The sequence below is a fragment of the Gracilibacillus salitolerans genome, from assembly GCF_009650095.1.
Taxonomy (GTDB): Bacteria; Bacillota; Bacilli; order Bacillales; family Amphibacillaceae; genus Gracilibacillus; species Gracilibacillus salitolerans.
Genome location: NZ_CP045915.1, coordinates 3,357,294 through 3,378,023 on the forward strand (window position 1 = coordinate 3,357,294; position 20,730 = coordinate 3,378,023).

The window sequence follows — 20,730 nt, forward strand, 5'->3', positions numbered from 1 at the left end:
AGAATTTATCCAAGGAGCAAGGAGAACTCTTCCTTGGATTAATGTTCCGCTTCCTGGGATTTCTGCTTCCCTTCCTTTGATATCATCATTTATCCAAGGAAGGGAGAGCTTTTTCCAAGGAGCGAGGTTGGCTCTTCCTTGGATTAATGTTCCGCTTCATTGGATCTATTCGTTTATCCATGGAAGCGACATAATCATTCTTTGATCAAACACAGAAGACATTAAAATGGATGTTCGTGTTTTTGTTACAAAGCAAATACTTCTGTCTTAGCACTTAATCTACTAGGATCAAATTTATTATAATAAAAGGTGGTGCTTGGTTTGACTAATCATGAAAGGGTTGCATCGGTTGTTGTTATACTTTTTGGTTTCGTTGTTTTCTTTATTGGTACTGATGGCTTTCAAGCTTTTACAACGGAACAAGCACGCACGAACCAATTAATCAAAGAACAACCTCAAATACCCAATGTACTTCTAGAAGACAGTAAGAGCCGCACCTATACAGTCGAAGACCTACAACAAGATAAGTATTTATTTATTACTTTTATGTACACGAATTGTGCTACTGTCTGTCCACAATTAGAACGAAACATGCAAGAGGTTTATCAGCAATTGCCTTCGTCCATAGTCAAAGAAGACATTCAATTTCTAAGTATTAGCTTTGACCCAGAACATGATGATCCAGAAACACTCGAAAAATATCGGACTTATTTTGACAGTGATGGGGAAACATGGCGAATGGCACGAATCAATGATCAGCAAGCGTTAGATGATTTACTAAATCAACTAGGTGTAGTCGTAATCCCTGATGATTATGGTAATTTTCAACACAATACAGCTTTTTATTTCGTTGACAGAGACGGCTATTTAGTCAATGTCATGGATTATACTGAAATTGATCAAGCAGTGGAACAGATTACATCAGTGATCGGAGGTGATCCAGTATGAAACAGGAAAAATATAGTCTTATTTTATTTATCTTTTTAATACTTCCTTCTGTTGCCCATTTATTAGAGTCGATTATGATCTTTCATATGCACACACAAATGCCCTTATTTGTTTTTGCTGGATTTCTGATGACACCTTTTTTCAAAAAGAAGTTTCCAAACTTTTTCATGAAATGGAATCGTTCAGGAATTCCAGGTATCTTGTTAGTTATCTTAGTCTGGTCCTATTGGCAAATTCCACGGGCAATGGATGATGCATTAACGCATTCCTATGTGGAAATCTTTAAGTTTATCAGTCTACCTTTTTTAGTTGGCATACCGCTACGTGATAGCTGGCAAAAGATCAGGAATAATGGACAATTTATTTTTTTGGTCTATTTACTTGCTACGTTGATTGTTACTGGTTTTCTTTACATTTGGGTAGATGAGCAAATTTGTAATAATTATTTAATCATTGAACAACAAACTCTTGGTTGGGGTTCCTTAGCGATGGCTGCCTGTTTATTATTATATTTATTTTACCGTCAATTTGAGAGAGATGAAGGAGTTTAGAAAACAAGGTATTTATAAAAAGCAGGAAATTCGCGAATGGTAGAGTAAATATCTCGCCATTCAAAATACTCTGCATGTGAACTGTATACTTCCTTAAAACCTTGTTGTTTCATTGCCAACTTGGTCCTAGAAATATGAAAAAATTGCGTTATAACCGTTATATTCTCTGTTGACAAATCATGTTGTTGAGCAATCTCCAGGCTGTTCTCTGCCGTCATTTCGGTATTATAGCCATTGTTATCGGTTATGATCGATGTTTCAGGCACCCCTTTTTCGATTAAATATTCTTTCATTACCTCTGCTTCATCATATCCCTCCATACCAACGCCACCACTGACAATAATGGTGTCTAAAAAGTTATTGATATACAAATTGTGAGCTTTATCAAGACGAGCTTGCAGTCTTTCTGAAGGTGTGCCGTCTTCATTGACCTTATTACCAAGGACAACACCAAGCTCTGATGGTTCTTTTTCATCGGTTAATCCATCAATGGTGATAACGATCGTATGTATGACAAAAAAAGTAAATGTCAGCCCAATTAGTATGATTATAATTTTTTTCATAGAATACTCCTTTCCCCTTCTTATCATAACCGAAAAAAATCTTTAAAACTATACCTCCATATAGTAAACTAATTTTCAGAGAATAAGAACACAACAGGGGGATACATCATGTTTATGAAAAAATGGATGATCAGTTTACTTATCGTGATTACTATACTAGCCGGGTGTGGAACTCCAACAATCGAAGAGGAACAAATTGATGCACCAACAGTAGACAATACTACCGAAGAAACAATGTCTCAGGAAAACGTGGAACCTGCGGAAGAAGCAGAGCCGGCAGAAACAACTGAAGATGACAATTTCGCCATTGCAACCGTTAATCGTGTAGTTGATGGTGACACGGTCAATATTGAATTAGATGGTCAGGAAGAAACAGTAAGACTTTTATTAGTCGATACTCCTGAAACGAAGCACCCAAACCTTCCTGTTCAGCCATTCGGTCCAGAAGCATCTGATTTTGCGGTAGAAAAACTGGCAGGAAAAGAAATTCAAGTCGAATTCGATGGACCAGAACGAGATAACTATGATCGTCTACTTGGCTATATTTGGGTGGATGGAGAAAATTTTAATCAACTATTATTAGAAGAAGGTTTAGCACGTTATGCTTATGTCTATGATCCACCTTATACCCATCAAGATGAAATGAAGCAAGCGGAACAACGAGCACGTGAAGCAGAGATTGGAATCTGGAGTATCGATGGATACGTATCAGAAGATGGATTCAACCATGAAGGAGTCGAAGATGATCCTCAAGAAAATCAAGAAGCTGAAAAACCAGATGACGATGTTTATTATGCTAATTGTACAGAAGCACATGAAGCCGGTGTAACTCCTTTGTACGAAGATGATCCAGGTTATGGCAGTCATATGGATGGCGATGGTGATGGTGTAGCTTGTGAGTAATGAAGAAAAGCTCGAAAGGTCAGATGATCATTCGGGCTTATTTATATTATGGAATTATTCTTCTGACTATAAGGTCAGTTACTTTCCTTTCTTAATTTTAATATCTCGTGACTACCAAACTGCTTCAATTATTTCGCCTTCTTCTCCAACACCATAAATATTTTCCACATTTACATCAGCTGAATCTAATAACAAGAAGTAAAAACGTTCATTAGGCGGATATTCTGCAATGGTTGCTTCTACCTCCCCTTTATTAGTTTCGACAATAACTTCTTCAATATCCTCATTTAAAATTAAACCATCTATTAGAGGTTTCGAAAAATTAGAATTAGAGTTTCCTACATAAGTTTCACTCCATCCAATTTGATGTGTGTTAGTAATAACGCCTGCTCCTCCCCCGCGATTTTTCCATCCAAACCATGTTTTTTCAACAAACACATTGCCAAAGGAAACAGAGCTACCTCCTCCTGATTGATAGAAAGCAATCAAACGATCATTATCGATAGATTCAAGATGCACCAACTCGGTTATTGGCAAAATTCCTTCTGTAAGCTGGGTGATCTCTGCCTCATCGTCCATCACTGCTACACGAATAGGGAATATGAAAAGTGTGGCTACAAGTACTAGTCCTGATATTCCTAGTTTCCATTTTGGTGTTACATGTACATATCTCATGATTAATATGATTACAATAATAGTTGTGATTACTACTATGATAATAAATGGAGTATTTTCATTCGATGTTATCTCATGTTGATAAAGGCCGACTTGATCGTGTAAAAGATCAATCACATGAAAGGCTTCACCTGCATCCTCACCTCCTCTCTGACCTGGTTCTATTGAGGATACACTATGGTAAATTACCTCATATTCATCACTTTCAACAAACTCTTTTGGAACATAAAAGTTCACATCATTACTTTGACCTTGTTCGATTGTTTCCCAGTCATTCTGTGTCTTTAAAATTACCGAATTACGGTCCACATACGTATTTTCAAAAGATTCACTCCAATCTTCATCATGATAGGTACGCATTTCTCCTTCACCACTAAAGTCTTTAATAAAGAGTTCATTTTGTTCTAATTTATATTTACTATTATTTTGAACTCTTACAGTCACTTGATAACCGTCCGCTTGTTCCTTTTTATGTGTAATTTGAATAGCTATACCTTCTTTTGTCTCATGAATCATTCTATCAGAGGAATGTTGGATTGTTTCAGAAAAAGAACCAATTATTAAGATGAAGAGAAGAGCTACAGCTATCATCGAAAATATAACCGATAAAGGCGGCATCCGTTTTTTATTAGAAGCAGTTATCTGTTCATCAATCATTCTTTTGACACGCTGACGACTTGAACCTTTCCATGTGATTTTCTGATCAAATTCCGATAACTTTTTATCCATTCATCTATTCCTCCTCGCTTTTCAGTGCTTGTTTAAATACTGGCATAGCTCGATGTAAGGTTATTTTTACTTTATTTTCGGACCAGTTTAATATAGTGCTTGTTTCCTTAATAGAAAAGCCTTTTATTTTTCTTAAAATGATTACTTCCCGATGGGCGGGCTTTAACTTCTCTAATGCTTGATATAGCTCCCGTACTTCCTCTTGTATAATTAATTGTTCTTCTGGTAATGCTTTTCGTTCAACTTGTTGATGAAAAATTGCTTCAAACACTCGCAATGGTTTTCGTTTTCGTAAATAATCAATGGTCACATTATGTGCAATCCGAAATAACCATGTTCGTACTTGTGCTTTTTTTTGAAAGTTATCCATATGGTGATATGCTTTTATAAATGTTTCTTGCGTTAAGTCTTCCGCTTGCTGATAATCTTTCGATATTAAGCAAATATACTTAAATATTGCGTCACTATGCACTTGATACCATTCATCTAATATTCTCTTTCTCTCCCAATCCAATCAGAGCACCCCACAGACAAAAAATCGATATTTAGACGGAATTAAGTTAGTAAAAGTTACGAAATCAAGAAAAAAAGATCGTTCTTTTAGAAACGATCCATTAATCTATAAAATAATTTTGTATTCTGTTCCACTTGTTCTTTTACATGTTGCATTGGTAACTGTTTAATTTTTGCTATTTGTTTGATCACTTCTATTATCATATTCGGATGCGTCATCTTCCCTTGAAATGGCCCTTCAAAAGGCCAAGGTCCATCAGTTTCCGCCATCATTAGTTCCATAGGATAGCTTTCAATCAAATACTGGATCTCTTTTTCATAAACACAGTCCGGTGTCACGGAAATCATATAGTTTGCCTCGATCATTCGCTTAATCGTAGCTTTATCTCCTTTAAACCAATGGAAATGGGCACGTTCTACACCATGCTTAACTAATAAATCACACACTGTCGCAGCATCATCATATACAGCATGCAATACAATCGGCAAATCATATTGCACAGCTAATGCCATGAACCGCTCTAATATGTCGATATAGGCTTGGAGATCAAGACTAGGATCCTCTTTTCTCTTGTAAAAAGGAAGTCCCACTTCCCCAATGGCAACTATCTGCTTATGATTTTCGTGAATCATAGTTTCGATCTGAATTATTTCTTGATCAGTTGGCAGCGGCTGTTCCGGATGCCAGCCAAATGCCGGAAATACGCTTGGATTTTGCTTAGATAATTGCCACACTTTTTTACAACTTTTCAAATCACTAGATACTGCAATCATCCCGTTCACTTCTAACGTATTCATTATCTTTTTTTGCTCATTGGACTGGTACCAATCCAAATGAATATGTGCATCAAACATCTAACACACTCCGTAATGTTTGATAGATTTCTTTTTTTGTTTCAAGGAATGCCGTCGATAGGGTCAAATCCTCTTTTCTCGGTCGTTTAAAATCGATGTTGAATTCCTTGATGACATTGGCTGGCTTGGAGCCTAAAACGAGAATTCGATCCGATAAGAAAATCGCCTCTTCAATGTTATGGGTAACAAATAAGACAGATGGCCGTTCTTGCTCCCAGATCGATAACAACCATTTTTGCATTTCTAACCTTGTAAACTCATCTAATGCAGAAAAAGGTTCATCTAAGCAAATAAAGGATTGCGGACTTAGTAAACTACGCACAAACGCTACACGCTGACGCATCCCACCAGATAATTCATGGGGATAAGCATTGGCATAATCCTGTAGGCCGGCTCTATCCAACATCTCAAGTGCTTTTGGTTTATCGGGTTTTTGATATAGTTCCACACCTAAAATGACATTTTCTAAAACCGTACGCCACGGGAAAAGCGAGGGTGTTTGTGGCATATAACTAATTGATCCTTTTTTACCATTGATCGCTTCGTTATCTAATCGAATCGTGCCATGATCGGCTTGATAGAGACCGCCAATCAAGTGAAAAATAGTACTTTTTCCACTTCCAGACGGTCCGAGTAAGGAGACGAATTCGCCATCATTCACTTGCAATTCCAAGTTCTCTAGAATCATTTGTTCACCGAAGCTTTTCGTAATATTCTCAAGTTCTAGTGTACTCATCACTGGTCCCCTTTCCCTGGATGCCATTTTAAGATGATTTTTTCAGCAGCAATAATAATTGCGAAAAAAATCAGACATAAAATCATAATAAATAAAATTGCCACAAATACCCGATCTGTTCGGAATGAGGAAGAAGCAAGCGTCATGTATACGCCAATTCCTTGATTAGCACCTAACCATTCCGAAATGACAGCCCCCATTACACTATAGGTAGCTGAAATCTTTAATCCGGAAAACATTTGAGGAACCGCATGAGGTAATTCTAATTTGGTGAAAATTTGCCTTTTCGTTGCACCAGCCATTTTCACATAATGAATTAATTCTGGATTTGTATGCCTTAATCCATCAATGGTAGAAACTGCGATTGGGAAAAAGCAAACTAAAGTAATAATTAATAATTTCGGTGTGACACCAAATCCGAACCAAATAACAAGCAATGGAGCGAGTACAATAATTGGAATATTTTGTGACATAATTAGCAATGGATATAGTGCTTCACGGATTTTGGGTAAGACATGAAGGACAATCGCAATAACCAACCCTACGCTGACACCGATAGCAAATCCGCTTACAGTCAGCATCACTGTTGATAATATATGATGCTGATAATTATCCCAACCGCTGACCGCTTCCTGAATAATGACAGTGGGCGCAGGAAGAACCCAGGTCGGAATATCCAATACCCGACTGGACCCTTCCCAAATAATTAAAATACTAATAATCACTATAACTGGTAAAAACGACTTTCTAAACATCGACATGCTCCTATTGGTTTTACTGGACACTTTTCGCGACTTACTGGACACTTCTGATCCTTTTCTGGACACTTTTTTTAATTTACTGGACACTTTCGGGAATTTTCTGGACACTTTTCAAATTTATCGATATTTCTTTGTTAGTTCACTCATGGATGCTTCCTGATCTTTATGAGAATAGATCTTCACTTGTGATATAACACTTGGGCAATCTAACTCATGCATACGCTGATTCATTTTTTCGATAACAGATAATAATTCTGCGAGGTTACCCTCCATTGTTGTTTCTAATGGATTGACCTGATATTTGACATCTGCTTGCTCGATAATCTTGATCGCTTCATCGACAAAAGGAATGGAATCTTCTCCTTTCGGTGTTTTCGGTATGATTTGTATACTAACTAATGCTTCAGCCATTAATATCCCTCCATTATTCTGGTAAAAATTCGTTGGTATATGCTGCTTCGACGTCTAGTTCACGTTCTAGTAGGTCATTATCAAACATGAATTCTGCGTAATTGCTCCAGACTTCTGCTGATTGTTCACCCCATCTGTCTGCATCATCTTGATATTTTGGCGATATCCATTCCTGGCTTGCGTGAACTAATTCCTCATCTAAATCTGGAACTGCTTCTGCTAAAATGTCGGCAGCTTCACTTGGATTTTCTATTGCATCCTGATAACCACGACTTACCGCAGCCATAAATTTCTTAATTGTTTCCGGATTTTCTTCTATCATCTCTTCATTTGTTGTAATAACTGGTGTATAGTAGTCTAGTTTTTCTGAATAGTCCGTGAGATAAATCATATCAATTTCTGTCCCACGAAGTTCTGCTTCGATTCCAGTCCAGCCGTAATAAATCCAAGCAAAATCCACATCACGTTCTACTGCTGTAAAAAAATCCGTATTTCCCATATTTACTATTTCTACATCCTCTACAGACGCATCTTCTTGTTTCATTAACGCATCGATAACTGCAGATTCAACTGGAGCACCCCAGCCACCATAGGCTTTTTCAGCAAAATCAGCAGGGGATGTGATTTCTTTATCCACCGGTGCGGCAAATCCGGAAGTATTGTGTTGAATTACTGCTGCAATTGATACGAGCGGAATATCTTGAGTACGTGCTTCCGTTACTTGCTCTTGATAACTAATACCAAATTCCGCCTGACCGGAAGCAACGGTCTGATCTGCTCCGGCTTCTCCTGGCATGACAATTTCTAAGTCTAAACCTTCTTCTTCAAAATATTCTTTTGATTCTGCAACATAAAGTCCGGTATGATTAGTGTTTGGCGTCCAATCTAATACTAATGTAACTTCCTCTAATTCGTCTTGTGTGCTTTCTTCATTCCCACATCCTGCGAGTATAAACATACCAATCATTACAAATAAAATTTTCTTCATGATGAATCCCCCTATTATTTTTCACTGCGCTAACCATCAGTCGGGGTTTTTAACTCCCACTGATGGAAATCTCACTTTATCTTTTCTAGAGGAACATATAAGAAAGCGCCCTAGACATATAGCCTAGGGCGCATATAGATATTATTATCTCATATGTTCCCTACGCTGGTGCTAACCAGATCAGGTTCTAAGGGTCAGCATCTTACGGATACAGTCTCAACCGGCAACACCGGTCCCCCTACATTCACTATTTGCTTGCTAACTTCTACTTTGACATAATTCGCGTTTTTGTTCAAGTTTTATAAACAGATCATGACAGCATTACACTATAAAAAAACGAACCTCAGATTAGAGATTCGTTTTTTTATTACCCATGGATTTTACTTGCTACTTCAACAACACGTTTTGCTTGATGTTTCACAGCAGTTTGAACATCCTCTACCATCGATCCATCTTCCTGGCTTTGCGTAACACTTGTACCATATGGATTACCACCAGCCGCAAATAGTGAGTCATCGGAATACCCTGGAGGAACAATGATCGCACCCCAGTGCATCATGGATGTATAAAGACTTAAAACCGTTGCTTCCTGTCCACCGTGAGGATTAGAAGCTGAAGTCATGGCACTTACTACTTTGTTTACGGTCTTACCTGATGCCCATAGACCACCTTGTGTGTCAATAAACTGTTTCATTTGGGATGCAACATTTCCAAAACGTGTTGGCGTGCTGAAAATAATAGCATCTGCCCATTCCAAGTCTTCAGTTGTTGCTACAGGGACATCTTTTGTTTCTTCTACGTGTTTTTGCCAGCCTGGATTTTGTGCTATTGCTTCTTTTGGTGCTGTCTCCGCAACACGAACTACTTTCACTTCTGCCCCTGCTTCTTTTACTGATTCTGCTGCCCAATTTGCTAATTGATAGTTTATACCCGTTGAACTATAATAAACTACTGCTACTTTTACCATGTTGATAAAACTCCTTTTCCAATTTAGATATTTTAGATTTGCCCTGTTTGATACAATGTATACATTTATCTCGAAACCGAGACAACATAAATTTATCATGTAATTATCTCAATTTCAAGATAAATGCTTGATAAAAAACATGGAGCGTAAACCCCATGTTTAATCAATTGTCAAACCTGCCTCAATAAAAGTATTATAGCGGATCACATTCCCTGCCTCTTGATAATCAAAATGAATGGTCGCTTGTTTACCATACAAAACAATTTCGCCTTCTGGTGCCATCATCGTCATTGTCATCACGGAATGTGGTGTACCTCCACGTATTTTTGTAATAATCTCCTCTTTTTCGGATTCATCGGTTGTATCCAATACAACTTCATCACCAACGATCACTTCAATGCGGTGATATGTGTCCTTAGGAACCATGATATCTGCAAAAGGTAGGCTTGCTATCGCTAATGTTTCACCTTCCTTGTCACAACTTGTCAGTTCGAACATTATATGTTGATCATCTGTTAAGTAATATTCTAATTTTTGGCAGGTTACTTCTCTTATTGTTTCCGCTTCAACGAAATCATCCTGGGTTGCATCCTCTTTTACGATATACTCGCCATTGTCAAAAATAAAATTGTTAAACACCGTACCACCTTCAGGTGTAAAGTTTACCACTCGCATGATGGCTTCTTCATTGTTTTCTGCTTTTTGTATAAATTGTTCCAGAGTGACTAAGTTTATTGTTTCATCATACGATATGATCATATCATGTTCCTCATCAACCAGCCGTTTTATTGCAACAGCACTGCTTTGTCCAGGATAGGATTCCGCCACTGCTCCATGGGTGACTTGAATTTTTTCGCCTCTGATTAGTGAATCAACCATACTATCTTCTATATCATCGAGGCTAAAACTAATTGCACTACCTGCCTGTTCATGCTGGTCTGGATGGAACTCAGATATGGTTGGATCCAATCGATTCTCGACAACTAATACACTATTATCTTCTATGTTAGCGACATAACCTTCCATAACATTTTGCACATCATCATTTGCATCACCATGCTTTTTATTCCCGTTATCCAAAGTTGTACCACAAGCAGTTACGAATAATATCATGATAAGACCAAGTAAATATCTCAACACGATCGCCCCCTTTTTCTATTAGTCGTCGTCCTTCGAAAAAGGTTACAGCAAAAAAAGAATGGACATTGAAACGCCCATTCTTTACCTTCATCTATTCTCCTGTTTCCGCAAAACGTTTAATTCGGTTACCGATTTCATCACGTACTCGTTGGAAAACAGCCCACTTCTCTTCCTCTGTTCCTTCTGCTTTTGCCGGGTCATCAAAACCCCAGTGTTCATTACGGATACCAAATGGAATAACTGGACATTTATCACGTGCATCACCACATAACGTCACAACCATATTAGCATTTCGCAGAATTTCCAAGTCAATTTTATCAGATGTTTGGTTGGAAATATCGATATCTACTTCTTTCATTGCTTTGACAGCATTTGGATTTAACCCATGTGTTTCAATTCCAGCACTGTAAACATTCCAGTCAGCACCTAAATACTTTTTCCCCCAACCTTCTGCGATTTGACTGCGACAAGAATTACCTGTACATAAAAAGTAAATTGTTTTATTCGTCAATTGAAATTCCTCCTTTAATTAGAATAGTAATAATGTCAGATATAAGCCTACTAACGTAATAAATAAAATGGGTATCGTGAGAATAATTCCAGTCTTAAAATAAGTACCCCAGGAGATTTTCACACCTTTTTGAGACAAAACATGCAACCATAAAAGGGTTGCTAACGAACCGATAGGTGTGATTTTCGGACCTAAGTCAGATCCAATCACATTTGCATAAATCAGTGCTTCACGCACGACACCAGATGTATTTGTCTCCGCAATCGCAAGTGCATCAATCATTACAGTTGGCATATTATTCATCACTGAAGATAGAATTGCAGCAATAAAGCCCATGGCAACAGTAGCACTGAACAAACCTTGATCTGCACTCCATTGAATCAGTCCTGCTAATACGTCAGTGAGCCCTGCATTACGCAGACCATACACGACTACATACATTCCAATCGAGAAAAAGACAATTTCCCATGGTGCTCCTTTGACTACTGCAGTTGTGTTAACCGCAGTGCTGTTCCGTGCCATAATTAAGAAAAAGATAGCAATGATTCCTGCAATAATCGAAACTGGAACTGCAATAAATTCACTGATAAAATAACCAACTAATAATATCGCAAGGACATACCATGACAGATGGAACATTTTAATATCTTTTAATGCTTCAGCTGGCCGTTTTAAATGATCAACCTGATAGGTTTTCGGAATATTTTTTCTGAAGTATAGATACAATACCGCAATCGTGGCAATGATCGAAAACAAGTTTGGAATGATCATTCTTGACGCATATTCGACGAAACCAATCTCAAAAAAGTCTGCCGAGACTATGTTCACCAAGTTACTGACGATCAATGGCAATGAAGTGGTATCAGCAATAAAACCACTTGCCATGATAAAAGGAAAAACCATTTTTTCTTTGAATTGCAGATTGCGAACCATTGCCAAAACGATGGGTGTTAAGATCAAAGCAGCCCCATCATTTGCGAAAAAGGCAGCCACTAAAGCACCTAGTAAACTGACATAAATAAACATTTTAATACCATTGCCTTTAGCGAGACGAGCCATATGTAAGGCGGCCCACTCAAAAAAGCCGATTTCATCTAATATTAACGAAATAATAATAATCGCCACAAATGCCAACGTTGCATTCCAAACGATTCCAGTTACTTCTATTACATCCTGAAATCCGACAACTCCTACAAGCAGTGCCACTACGGCACCACCGATCGCAGACCAACCAATCGATAAATTTTTGGGCTGCCAAATCACAAGTATTAACGTTGCTAAAAAAATAATAATAGCCAAAATAACATCAATCAAAATATTGTCCCCCTACTAACAACAAGTAATTCTTGTTCCGTTCTTCTCTAATTCTATTAATTTGTCTTCCTGACTAGGTAATTGTTCTAAAATTGACTTCATTAATCCAAACCATTCACTTTCATGATTTAAGGAATAAAATACCCATTGTCCTTTCCGTTCTTCTTTGATCAGTCCGGCATCTCGTAATTTACGCAAATGCTGACTAATGGATGGTTGACTCATTTGGAAAATTTCAACGAACTCACAAACACAACAAGTCTGGTTTTCGATTAATTTCATCATGGTAAGCCTTGTTTTATCACCTAACACCTTAAAGATTGGTGCAGCTTTTTCAATTTGAAATTCCGTTTTGTTAATCATTCTCATCCCCCTTTTTCATTCGAATATAAATATATAACAATATACTTATATATTCAATGCATAAAACCTATCTTTACAAAAAATTAATAAAAGAAGAGACTATTTTGCCTCTTCCACTAACCCTCTAAAAAAGCCAATATACACTAGGTAAAGCAATGATACCAGCACAACGGAAAGGTAAACAGCCCCAACTATTTGTTGTTCGTTAATCAAGTAATTATTACAAATTTGTACAGGTGTTCCGAGATAAAGCCAGGCCAATAATCCAAACATCGATAAAAAATTAATATGAAGAAAACTTTTGAATATTCCTCCTAATTTTCGCCAGCTATTCCGCCATAGAAAACCAAGAAGAGGGAGTGAGACAAATTTCCAAACTTCCATTCCTGTTTCTGTTAAGGCATCATCCAATGATCGCGGAAGCATCCAGAAAAATAACACCCCGACAGCCAGTAACATTCCAGCAACACCATTTTCGTTCCATTTTTCAAGAAAATGCCAATTACGATTGCCATGTGATAAAACACCAACTAAAATAAGCAAAGGTAACTGCACAAACATATGCAGTACCATTACCGATTCAAGACTGTCTCTAGTAACAGGGGCTAGTAAGAGAATAAAAAATACGATGGCTAACTTCATCATTTTCCCCCCTCTAACCTTCTAACGACATATTCTGTAGCAGCATTTATATCGGTATAATCGAGAACATTTTCTAAATATCCATCCTTATTAACAAAGTAAAAAGCAGAATTATGCGAAAAACCATATTCATCAGGGATAACAATCACCCCAAAAGCATCTAACAAAGATTCTAATTGTTGTTGATCTGGAACCCTTGCCATCCGCCATGTTTCTCCATCACTATTAAAATACTGGCGATAGTTTTCTAATGTTTCTGGATCATCTCGTTCTGGATCAAAACTTATCGTTAGAAAGATGATCTCTTCCCCAATATAATGTGCAGGAATGCTTTGATATACCTCTTCTAAATTTCTTTCTAACTCTGGACAAACGGTAGTACAAGCTGTATAAACAAAAGTTATTAACACATGTTTTCCACGAAACGTTTCCATTGTATACGTTCGTTCTTTGCTATCTTCTAATATTACCTCTGGGAACTTTGGTTTCTCCTCTATCAATTTGTTCTTTCTTGCTGATTCTGCTGTAAAAACAGTAAATCCATCTGTTCCTATAAACAACATAAAAAGAACTAAAATAATTGATAGAGTAGTAGCTATTCTATTACAACATTTTTTCGCCATAAAGATCGTTCCTTTTTACGTTTTGTTGCAATACATAGCGAACAAAATGAACGATAAATAATGTAGTAGCAATCATTAAAAATACTCCAGCAATTCCTCCAAATAATGCAGGCCCCATCCATTCAGGAATATGTGTTGCCCAACGTCTTGGTGTACTTAATGCACCGGAGACTAGAAATTGAACACTAACAGAAGCCATTGTTATGATATAACTAAAAAAGGCAATCCAGTCTAACTTCGTTACTTTTAAACCACCATCTACTTTTGCTAAATAATACATAAAGGCAAAAATCATAACTACTGCACCAAGTCCCATATACATATGAAAATGTCCTGGTACCCATTTGGTATTATGCATGACATGGTTCACAACAATTGTTGCGTCAATGATTGCAGGAACAACTCCAACTGTCCAACCAAACATGGATAAAAAGGTTAATCCTGATGCCATATCCCACTTAATCCCTGACTTGTAGACAATCATTAGTGCACCATAAGCGGTGACAATTAGTACTGGTAAACCATTTGCATAGGAAAACACCTGTCCAATTATTAACATCCATTTTGGCATGACAGAATCCATCAACACATGATGCGTATAAATCATTAATGTAAATACAGTTGACATTGACCATGCGATTAAAAAGACTTTGTTCGCTTTCCACGGTCTGTTTGTATACTTTGCTAACAATTCATAGACGACAATAACACCCATGTAAATAATCGAATTAGCGAACACATGACCAAATGCAAACGTTAAATTTTTCGCTAAAAGTGGATCAAAGGTAAAAGATGGATTAATTGTATGGATGATGTTCATCATTATCACAGTTGCACCGGCAATCAATGCTGTTACGTTAACGATCGTTACCATTGTACTGGCGATAATCGCTGGTGCGGGTGCGTCTTTTTCGGCTTTTTTACCGGCAATCACATCCCAACCTAACCCTTTGGCAAGACTGCCTTGTTTTTTCATGATGGCACGGCCTGTATCAATGAATAAAAGTATAAAGCCAATACCAATTATTAACATACCTATTAGATATAGTAATGCACCAATTGTTCCCCATGCCTTAGCAGATAAGGTTGGTAATGGATACAAAAACGTCCAAGCACTTGCATAATCAAAGGAGAAAACACCAATGATAATAAGCACAAGTCCAATTACAAATAATACTAAGTTCGTCACAAAAATTTTCTTGGATAGTGTGACATGCTGACTTAAAAAATACCACATCACAGCAGATGCTGCTAATCCAGCCGCACCAATCATTCCAGTTCCATGTATTGTCATGAATTGATAAAATGTCGGTGTACTAAGAGATAGAACACCACCTTGGGCGAGCAACATCAAAATACCAAATACCATCATCAATAAAATCACTGTTCCACCAATGATTAAGTAATTTTTGATTAATCGATTATGGACCATCCAAAACACTCCTTCACTAATTAATTACCGTAATTTGATAGGTCATCACATGATGAGCAAGGCCGCAATATTCCAGACATAACACTTCATACGTACCTGGTTCGGTAAACGTTAGATAGACAACATTGGTGTACTCTGGCATTGCTTGTGTTTGCGCAATCATGTTCATTTCCTCATCGTATATTCCAAATCCATGATTAACATCTTGACTTGTCACATGAAATTCTATTGCCTCTCCAACTTTAAACTCTGATTGACTTAACTCCCAACCAAATTGCAACGCTTCCACATCAACAATTGTTGGGTCCTCACCTTTTCCGTAAACTGGTTGGTCATAAGGAAGTTCTCTTAGTGTGTAAATCGTAATGATGAGCATAAATACCACAAGAGTAACACCATAAAATGTCCTGGCTTTGTACCATTTCTTTTTAATCCGTCCATACTCTCTTTTTTCAGTCGATTTCAAAGCTACAAATAAAAAAATAAAGGTAATCAATAACATAAAAATAAGACTTGTTATCCACGCAACAGTTTGAACCATCCTACTACCTCCTAAAATCAATATATATGTCACAATGTATGACAAATTATTTATGTTACGTGTGATACAAATCACTTTTAAGGTTTTTTTATTGACAAAAATCAAAACTTTTATTATATTTAAAAATTAAACTTTTATTTATATAAAATAAAAAAACTTGATATAAAAAGCTTTTCTCTTAGCTAGTCCAAACGATGAAGTGATGGTCCTTCCCTCTTTTTCAATATAAAAAACACGGAGTGATTATACTCCGTGTTTTTCTTAATAATCTAACGCTTCTGTTAATACGTTCAAATTTCGCTCCATTAAGCTAAAATATGTTTCGTCATTTTCAATATCCTCATCAGTCAAAATGGATAAATTATGCAATTGCAATGATTCGACGTTTGTTTCTGCTTGAATTACTTCTGCTACTTTTGGTTCTATATTTTGTTCAAATAATAAATATTGAATATTGGTATCTTCAACATGATCCAGAATTCTCTCCAACTCTTTCTGAGAAGGTTCTTCCGATGGAGACAAACCAGCTAATGCAATTTGCTCGAGTCCGTAGCTTTGTTCCCAATAGCCATATGCAGCATGAGTAACGAGAATTTCATTATTTGTTGCACCTTCTAATTGTTCATGGAATTCATCATCTAAAGCAATTAATCTATCTTCTAAATCACTGAAATTAGTTTCAAATATTTCTTCTTGCTCCGGATTTAATTCTATTAAGGCATCCTTGATATTACGCGCCAGTTCAATGGAACGGATAGGATCTAACCAAAGATGCGGATCATCATCACCATGGTCATGATCATGTTCCTCTTCAACTTCCACTTCAGCTTCTTCTTCATGTGCATGTTCATCTTCGTGACTGTGTTCCTCTTCCTCGTGTGCGTGCTCATCTTCGTGACTGTGTTCCTCTTCTTCGTGTGCGTGCTCATCTTCGTGACTGTGTTCCTCTTCTTCGTGTGCGTGCTCATCTTCGTGACTGTGTTCCTCTTCTTCGTGTGCGTGCTCATCTTCGTGACTGTGTTCCTCTTCTTCGTGTGCGTGCTCATCTTCGTGACTGTGTTCCTCTTCTTCGTGTGCGTGCTCATCTTCGTGACTGTGTTCCTCTTCTTCGTGTGCGTGCTCATCTTCATGTTTATGCACATGCTCAACCAGTGAAACTCCTTCGGCTGCTTCTACCATTAATACATCCTCACCTACAAGTGCTTCTTCTATTTTCCCCGCATAGGTTTCAAGATTAGCTCCATTATATAAAAACATATCCGCTTCTGCGATATCTACCATCATTTTAGAAGTAGGTTCAAAGTTATGCGGATCAGATCCAGGTGGTAAAATCGTTTCTACCTCTACAAACTCCCCACCAATTTCTTCTGTAAAATAGGCTAACGGATACAATGTTGAATAGATTTGAAGTGTATCATTCTCTGATTCTTGTTGATCTGCTTGAGAGTCTTCCTCAGCATTACAACCTATTAACAGAAATAATATAGATAAAATGGCTAAACTTACTTTTTTCATTTAAAATTATCCCCCTTCATTATGTATAGAAATAATAATGATTACGAATAAACACACAAAAACAAACCGTAATCAATACGATTTAATAATATTATAGTAGATTATTATTAAAATGTAAATAGTAATTGTTACGATTTATTTTATTTTTTATCCAATTAATTGAATTTTGTGGTGGCAACGGCAAACTTTTTTTGGCTCTAGGATTAATGTCAGATGAAAAATGTCATACATTGTTCATTGATTATTCTTGCTGTAAGTCGTATAGTATGATTAGAAAAATGCATTATACGGAGGATCATTATGAAAAAAAGCTATATCCTATTTACTTTATTAACCCTATTATTAGCAGCTTGTAACAGTCAAGCAGAGAATGACGAACAACAACTCGAAAAAGAAGAAGTAAAAGGTATTCAAGTAGATTTTGTACTTCCTGAAGAAGCAAAAGTCGGGGAGACAGTAATGTTACAAACTACCGTTACTTATGGTGAAGATGAACTTGTGCGAGATGCTGAAGAAATGACCTTCGAGTATTGGAATGTAGAAGATGAAGACAATACAGTTGAAGTGGAAGCTACTAATCAAGAAGATGGCACTTACTCAGCAGAAGTAACATTTGAGGAACCTGGTACTTACGAGATTTATGCGCATACAACAGCTAGAGACATTCACTCGATGCCGAAAAAAGCCATTACAATCAATGGTGAGGAAACGGAACATCATGAGCATGAGTCTCATGAAGAAACAGAAGACACAGCACATGAGCATCAACATGGATTCGAAATAACGCTGAATCCTTTAGAATCTATATCTGTTAATCAAGAAATAGACATCACCGTAGACCTTTCTATGGATGAAGAACCATATGAGAACGCAAGAGTACGCTATGAAATAATTCCAGAAAACAGTGAGAAGCATGACTGGATTGAAACAGAAGAAATTAATCCTGGCGAATATGTAAATTCTCACTCCTTTAAAGAAGCCGGGCAGGCAGAAATGATTGTCCATGTAACAGATGATTCTGGATTGCATGAACATGAAGAGTTCGATATTGAAATAGAAGAATAAGATTATATTAATCAATTGGCAATTAAAAAAGTATACATCGTTTCAATAAGCAGTTGAAACGCGTGTATACTTTTTAATTACGCTAATTTTTAATCATTTTAGAGCAACCTATTTGATAAAACGAATTACAAGCGGGATTTTATATTCTTCTCCATTGAAAGCTTTAAATAAGGCGATAAGTGTGAATATAAATGCTAAAATACCAACAATTGGCAATAGCAGCACACCAATTAACACTACTACCAAAATCCCACTAACAATCGCATAAATCGTAAACGATATAAAGAAATTGAAGTATTCTTTTCCGTGATAGTCAATAAATGCTGACTCTTCACGTTTAATCATCCAGATAATTAATGGACCGATAATGGCAGTAAAAAAGCTTAATAAATAAATCAACATTCCAAATAAACGTTCGTCATTATTCGTCATAATCTACACCTCCCCTCGATATTGTACCATATCCAGTCAGCTTCTAGTTCCTAAATAGATAATTTTTCATGTAACGTATATAATAAAAGGAAATGGCTAAAAAAAGAGGGATATCTATGGAACAATATGATCTTATCGGGCTAGGAATTGGCCCCTATAACCTTGGACTCGCAACTTTAACAACCGAAAAATCTAATCTAAAAACAATCTTTTTTGATCAAAATGGGCAATTTGCGTGGCACCCAGGGATGTTAATTGAAGGAACTGATTTACAGGTTTCCTTTCTGGCAGATCTAGTGACATTTGCGAATCCTACTAGTAAGTATACGTTCTTAAATTATTTACATGAACACAATCGCCTATATAAATTTTTCTTTTTTCATAAATTTGAAATGCCTAGAGCGGAGTATGCCTCATATTTAAAATGGGTTGTTGAGCAACTGCCAAATTGTCACTTTAAATCAGAAGTCAAAGATGTGATTGATCATAGTGATCATTACGAAGTAGTTGTCAATCATTGGGGCGAACAAAAAGAGCGCTCTTATTTTGCAAAGCATGTCGTACTTGGGACGGGTAGTACTCCGATGATTCCATTCGAACTAGATGACATTGGCTCGGAACATGTCCACCATTCCAGTCAATATGTATATCTTAAAGATCGAACAATCAAAGCAAATGACATTACAATTGTCGGGTCCGGACAAAGCGCTTCAGAAATTTTCTATGACTTATTGAAACTTCAAGAACATTTCAATTATCACTTATCCTGGTATACAAGATCTCCTGGATTCTTACAGCTGGATAACAGTAAATTAGGCCAAGAAGTATTCACACCAGATTATGTAGATTATTTTCATGAGTTACCATTTCAAGAACGAAAAGATTCTCTAGATCACCTCGGTCAATTACGTAAAGGGATTGACCGTGACACTATACATAGTATTCATGAATTGCTCTACCATCGGTCCGTAGATAATAAAAAGCTACCAGTGACTATTCAACCTTTAACAGAGATTCAGAAGGTTGAAAAGAACGGCTCGAGCTTAAAAGTCAAGGCCAGACAATGGCAAAAAGATGAGGATGTTTCTTTTGAAACTGAAAAAGTTATACTTGCTACAGGATATAAACCAAACATTCCGGACTGGTTTAACCAGCGATTTGAGGGTGAAATTGAGTGGGAGGATGACAAACGTTTTAAGGTAGATGATAATTTCAAACTTGTTTTTAAAGATAGAAAAAGAGACCATCACTTTTATACTTTAACGAATTTGGAACACTCCCATGGAACAGGAGCGACTAATTTAGGATTGGCAGTAGATCGCAATATTCAAATCATAAATGAAATCGCCGGGGAAACCATTTATGAAGAAAAAAGGGATACGATTTTTACACAGTTTGATCCTAATTAGTCCCTAAGCGGACATTTGTTCCGCTATATCACGAAAAATGGTTATTTTTAACTTTTGACGGACATCTTTTCCGTTATTAATAAGAAATTCTTCAAATACATGCCAAATCTCGGTAAATAACGGAACAGATGTCCACATCACCT

24 protein-coding genes and 1 riboswitch are annotated in these 20,730 nt (G+C 36.9%); of the genes, 5 read left to right on the forward strand and 19 right to left on the reverse strand.

Going from position 1 to position 20,730, the window contains the following annotated elements:
* Positions 1–321: 321 nt before the first annotated feature.
* Together GI584_RS16085 and GI584_RS16090 are read left to right on the forward strand one after the other, a co-directional pair.
* Positions 322–948 (forward strand): SCO family protein, encoded by a 627-nt coding sequence (locus tag GI584_RS16085; protein ID WP_153791834.1) that lies wholly within the window; start codon positions 322–324, stop codon positions 946–948.
* Positions 945–1,499: a hypothetical protein gene (locus GI584_RS16090; protein ID WP_153791835.1), complete on the forward strand. Its 555-nt coding sequence runs from the start codon at positions 945–947 to the stop codon at positions 1,497–1,499. The genes GI584_RS16085 and GI584_RS16090 overlap by 4 nt, the downstream gene beginning before the upstream one ends.
* Here GI584_RS16090 and GI584_RS16095 read toward each other — a convergent pair.
* Entirely contained in the window at positions 1,496–2,062 is a 567-nt protein-coding gene (locus GI584_RS16095) for a YdcF family protein (protein WP_153791836.1), read from the reverse strand. The genes GI584_RS16090 and GI584_RS16095 overlap by 4 nt on opposite strands.
* Positions 2,063–2,170: 108 nt before the next feature.
* On the opposite strand from GI584_RS16095, the gene GI584_RS16100 reads away from it, so the two are divergent.
* Positions 2,171–2,965 (forward strand): thermonuclease family protein, encoded by a 795-nt coding sequence (locus GI584_RS16100; RefSeq protein WP_153791837.1) that lies wholly within the window; start codon positions 2,171–2,173, stop codon positions 2,963–2,965.
* Between the two features lie 111 nt (positions 2,966–3,076).
* Here the strand turns inward: GI584_RS16100 and GI584_RS16105 are convergent, their stop codons facing one another.
* The 17 genes from GI584_RS16105 to GI584_RS16185 form a co-directional block, all read right to left on the reverse strand.
* A complete protein-coding gene (locus GI584_RS16105; protein ID WP_153791838.1) occupies positions 3,077–4,369 on the reverse strand; it encodes a hypothetical protein in 1,293 nt (430 codons plus the stop codon).
* A gap of 4 nt (positions 4,370–4,373) precedes the next feature.
* Positions 4,374–4,883 (reverse strand): RNA polymerase sigma factor, encoded by a 510-nt coding sequence (locus tag GI584_RS16110; protein ID WP_153791839.1) that lies wholly within the window; start codon positions 4,881–4,883, stop codon positions 4,374–4,376.
* 86 nt (positions 4,884–4,969) lie between these two features.
* Positions 4,970–5,737 carry a TatD family hydrolase gene (locus GI584_RS16115; RefSeq protein ID WP_153791840.1) on the reverse strand — a complete coding sequence of 256 codons (768 nt, stop codon included), beginning with the start codon at positions 5,735–5,737 and terminating at the stop codon, positions 4,970–4,972.
* On the reverse strand, positions 5,730–6,473 hold the full coding sequence (locus tag GI584_RS16120; protein ID WP_153791841.1) for an ABC transporter ATP-binding protein: 744 nt from the start codon (positions 6,471–6,473) through the stop codon (positions 5,730–5,732). Before GI584_RS16120 ends, GI584_RS16115 begins: the two co-directional genes overlap by 8 nt.
* The gene (locus GI584_RS16125; protein WP_194842012.1) at positions 6,473–7,228 is read right to left on the reverse strand and encodes an ABC transporter permease; all 756 of its coding nucleotides are present in this window, start codon (positions 7,226–7,228) and stop codon (positions 6,473–6,475) included. Before GI584_RS16125 ends, GI584_RS16120 begins: the two co-directional genes overlap by 1 nt.
* A gap of 123 nt (positions 7,229–7,351) precedes the next feature.
* Positions 7,352–7,645, reverse strand: a complete 294-nt coding sequence (locus GI584_RS16130; protein WP_100359755.1) for an MTH1187 family thiamine-binding protein — start codon at positions 7,643–7,645, stop codon at positions 7,352–7,354.
* 13 nt (positions 7,646–7,658) lie between these two features.
* Entirely contained in the window at positions 7,659–8,633 is a 975-nt protein-coding gene (locus tag GI584_RS16135; protein WP_153791843.1) for an ABC transporter substrate-binding protein, read from the reverse strand.
* Between the two features lie 140 nt (positions 8,634–8,773).
* Positions 8,774–8,883, reverse strand: a riboswitch (TPP riboswitch).
* Positions 8,884–9,000: 117 nt separating this feature from the next.
* Positions 9,001–9,600, reverse strand: coding sequence for an NAD(P)H:quinone oxidoreductase (wrbA, locus tag GI584_RS16140; protein WP_407647367.1), 600 nt, complete (start codon positions 9,598–9,600; stop codon positions 9,001–9,003).
* 159 nt (positions 9,601–9,759) lie between these two features.
* Positions 9,760–10,740: a DUF3221 domain-containing protein gene (locus GI584_RS16145; protein WP_228552258.1), complete on the reverse strand. Its 981-nt coding sequence runs from the start codon at positions 10,738–10,740 to the stop codon at positions 9,760–9,762.
* A gap of 91 nt (positions 10,741–10,831) precedes the next feature.
* Entirely contained in the window at positions 10,832–11,251 is a 420-nt protein-coding gene (gene arsC, locus GI584_RS16150) for an arsenate reductase (thioredoxin) (RefSeq protein WP_100359752.1), read from the reverse strand.
* An 18-nt stretch (positions 11,252–11,269) separates the two neighbouring features.
* Positions 11,270–12,565: an arsenic transporter gene (locus GI584_RS16155; protein WP_153791845.1), complete on the reverse strand. Its 1,296-nt coding sequence runs from the start codon at positions 12,563–12,565 to the stop codon at positions 11,270–11,272.
* 15 nt (positions 12,566–12,580) lie between these two features.
* Positions 12,581–12,928, reverse strand: coding sequence for an ArsR/SmtB family transcription factor (locus GI584_RS16160; protein ID WP_153791846.1), 348 nt, complete (start codon positions 12,926–12,928; stop codon positions 12,581–12,583).
* Between the two features lie 99 nt (positions 12,929–13,027).
* Positions 13,028–13,570, reverse strand: a complete 543-nt coding sequence (locus GI584_RS16165; RefSeq protein ID WP_153791847.1) for a hypothetical protein — start codon at positions 13,568–13,570, stop codon at positions 13,028–13,030.
* A complete protein-coding gene (locus GI584_RS16170) occupies positions 13,570–14,193 on the reverse strand; it encodes an SCO family protein (protein ID WP_153791848.1) in 624 nt (207 codons plus the stop codon). The genes GI584_RS16165 and GI584_RS16170 overlap by 1 nt, the downstream gene beginning before the upstream one ends.
* Complete coding sequence (locus GI584_RS16175) at positions 14,174–15,625, reverse strand: cbb3-type cytochrome c oxidase subunit I (protein WP_153791849.1); 1,452 nt, start codon at positions 15,623–15,625, stop codon at positions 14,174–14,176. The genes GI584_RS16170 and GI584_RS16175 overlap by 20 nt, the downstream gene beginning before the upstream one ends.
* A 16-nt stretch (positions 15,626–15,641) precedes the next feature.
* Complete coding sequence (locus GI584_RS16180; RefSeq protein WP_153791850.1) at positions 15,642–16,166, reverse strand: cupredoxin domain-containing protein; 525 nt, start codon at positions 16,164–16,166, stop codon at positions 15,642–15,644.
* Between the two features lie 261 nt (positions 16,167–16,427).
* Positions 16,428–17,681 (reverse strand): metal ABC transporter solute-binding protein, Zn/Mn family, encoded by a 1,254-nt coding sequence (locus tag GI584_RS16185; protein WP_153791851.1) that lies wholly within the window; start codon positions 17,679–17,681, stop codon positions 16,428–16,430.
* Between the two features lie 300 nt (positions 17,682–17,981).
* Between GI584_RS16185 and GI584_RS16190 the strand changes: the two genes are divergently transcribed.
* The gene (locus GI584_RS16190) at positions 17,982–18,746 is read left to right on the forward strand and encodes a FixH family protein (RefSeq protein ID WP_153791852.1); all 765 of its coding nucleotides are present in this window, start codon (positions 17,982–17,984) and stop codon (positions 18,744–18,746) included.
* 108 nt (positions 18,747–18,854) lie between these two features.
* Here the strand turns inward: GI584_RS16190 and GI584_RS16195 are convergent, their stop codons facing one another.
* Positions 18,855–19,178 (reverse strand): DUF4870 domain-containing protein, encoded by a 324-nt coding sequence (locus tag GI584_RS16195; protein WP_100359743.1) that lies wholly within the window; start codon positions 19,176–19,178, stop codon positions 18,855–18,857.
* Between the two features lie 116 nt (positions 19,179–19,294).
* Between GI584_RS16195 and GI584_RS16200 the strand changes: the two genes are divergently transcribed.
* Positions 19,295–20,587, forward strand: coding sequence for a lysine N(6)-hydroxylase/L-ornithine N(5)-oxygenase family protein (locus GI584_RS16200; RefSeq protein ID WP_153791853.1), 1,293 nt, complete (start codon positions 19,295–19,297; stop codon positions 20,585–20,587).
* Positions 20,588–20,730: the final 143 nt, after the last annotated feature.

Bases quoted from the DNA above. Each gene is read 5' to 3' on its own strand.
- GI584_RS16090 (WP_153791835.1), top strand. From the start codon at position 945: ATGAAACAGGAAAAATATAGTCTTATTTTATTTATCTTTTTAATACTT.
- GI584_RS16095 (WP_153791836.1), bottom strand. From the start codon at position 2,062: ATGAAAAAAATTATAATCATACTAATTGGGCTGACATTTACTTTTTTT.
- GI584_RS16100 (WP_153791837.1), top strand. From the start codon at position 2,171: ATGTTTATGAAAAAATGGATGATCAGTTTACTTATCGTGATTACTATA.
- GI584_RS16105 (WP_153791838.1), bottom strand. From the start codon at position 4,369: ATGGATAAAAAGTTATCGGAATTTGATCAGAAAATCACATGGAAAGGT.
- GI584_RS16115 (WP_153791840.1), bottom strand. From the start codon at position 5,737: ATGTTTGATGCACATATTCATTTGGATTGGTACCAGTCCAATGAGCAA.
- GI584_RS16120 (WP_153791841.1), bottom strand. From the start codon at position 6,473: ATGAGTACACTAGAACTTGAGAATATTACGAAAAGCTTCGGTGAACAA.
- GI584_RS16125 (WP_194842012.1), bottom strand. From the start codon at position 7,228: ATGTTTAGAAAGTCGTTTTTACCAGTTATAGTGATTATTAGTATTTTA.
- GI584_RS16130 (WP_100359755.1), bottom strand. From the start codon at position 7,645: ATGGCTGAAGCATTAGTTAGTATACAAATCATACCGAAAACACCGAAA.
- GI584_RS16135 (WP_153791843.1), bottom strand. From the start codon at position 8,633: ATGAAGAAAATTTTATTTGTAATGATTGGTATGTTTATACTCGCAGGA.
- wrbA (WP_407647367.1), bottom strand. From the start codon at position 9,600: ATGGTAAAAGTAGCAGTAGTTTATTATAGTTCAACGGGTATAAACTAT.
- GI584_RS16160 (WP_153791846.1), bottom strand. From the start codon at position 12,928: ATGATTAACAAAACGGAATTTCAAATTGAAAAAGCTGCACCAATCTTT.
- GI584_RS16165 (WP_153791847.1), bottom strand. From the start codon at position 13,570: ATGAAGTTAGCCATCGTATTTTTTATTCTCTTACTAGCCCCTGTTACT.
- GI584_RS16170 (WP_153791848.1), bottom strand. From the start codon at position 14,193: ATGGCGAAAAAATGTTGTAATAGAATAGCTACTACTCTATCAATTATT.
- GI584_RS16175 (WP_153791849.1), bottom strand. From the start codon at position 15,625: ATGGTCCATAATCGATTAATCAAAAATTACTTAATCATTGGTGGAACA.
- GI584_RS16180 (WP_153791850.1), bottom strand. From the start codon at position 16,166: ATGGTTCAAACTGTTGCGTGGATAACAAGTCTTATTTTTATGTTATTG.
- GI584_RS16185 (WP_153791851.1), bottom strand. From the start codon at position 17,681: ATGAAAAAAGTAAGTTTAGCCATTTTATCTATATTATTTCTGTTAATA.
- GI584_RS16190 (WP_153791852.1), top strand. From the start codon at position 17,982: ATGAAAAAAAGCTATATCCTATTTACTTTATTAACCCTATTATTAGCA.
- GI584_RS16195 (WP_100359743.1), bottom strand. From the start codon at position 19,178: ATGACGAATAATGACGAACGTTTATTTGGAATGTTGATTTATTTATTA.
- GI584_RS16200 (WP_153791853.1), top strand. From the start codon at position 19,295: ATGGAACAATATGATCTTATCGGGCTAGGAATTGGCCCCTATAACCTT.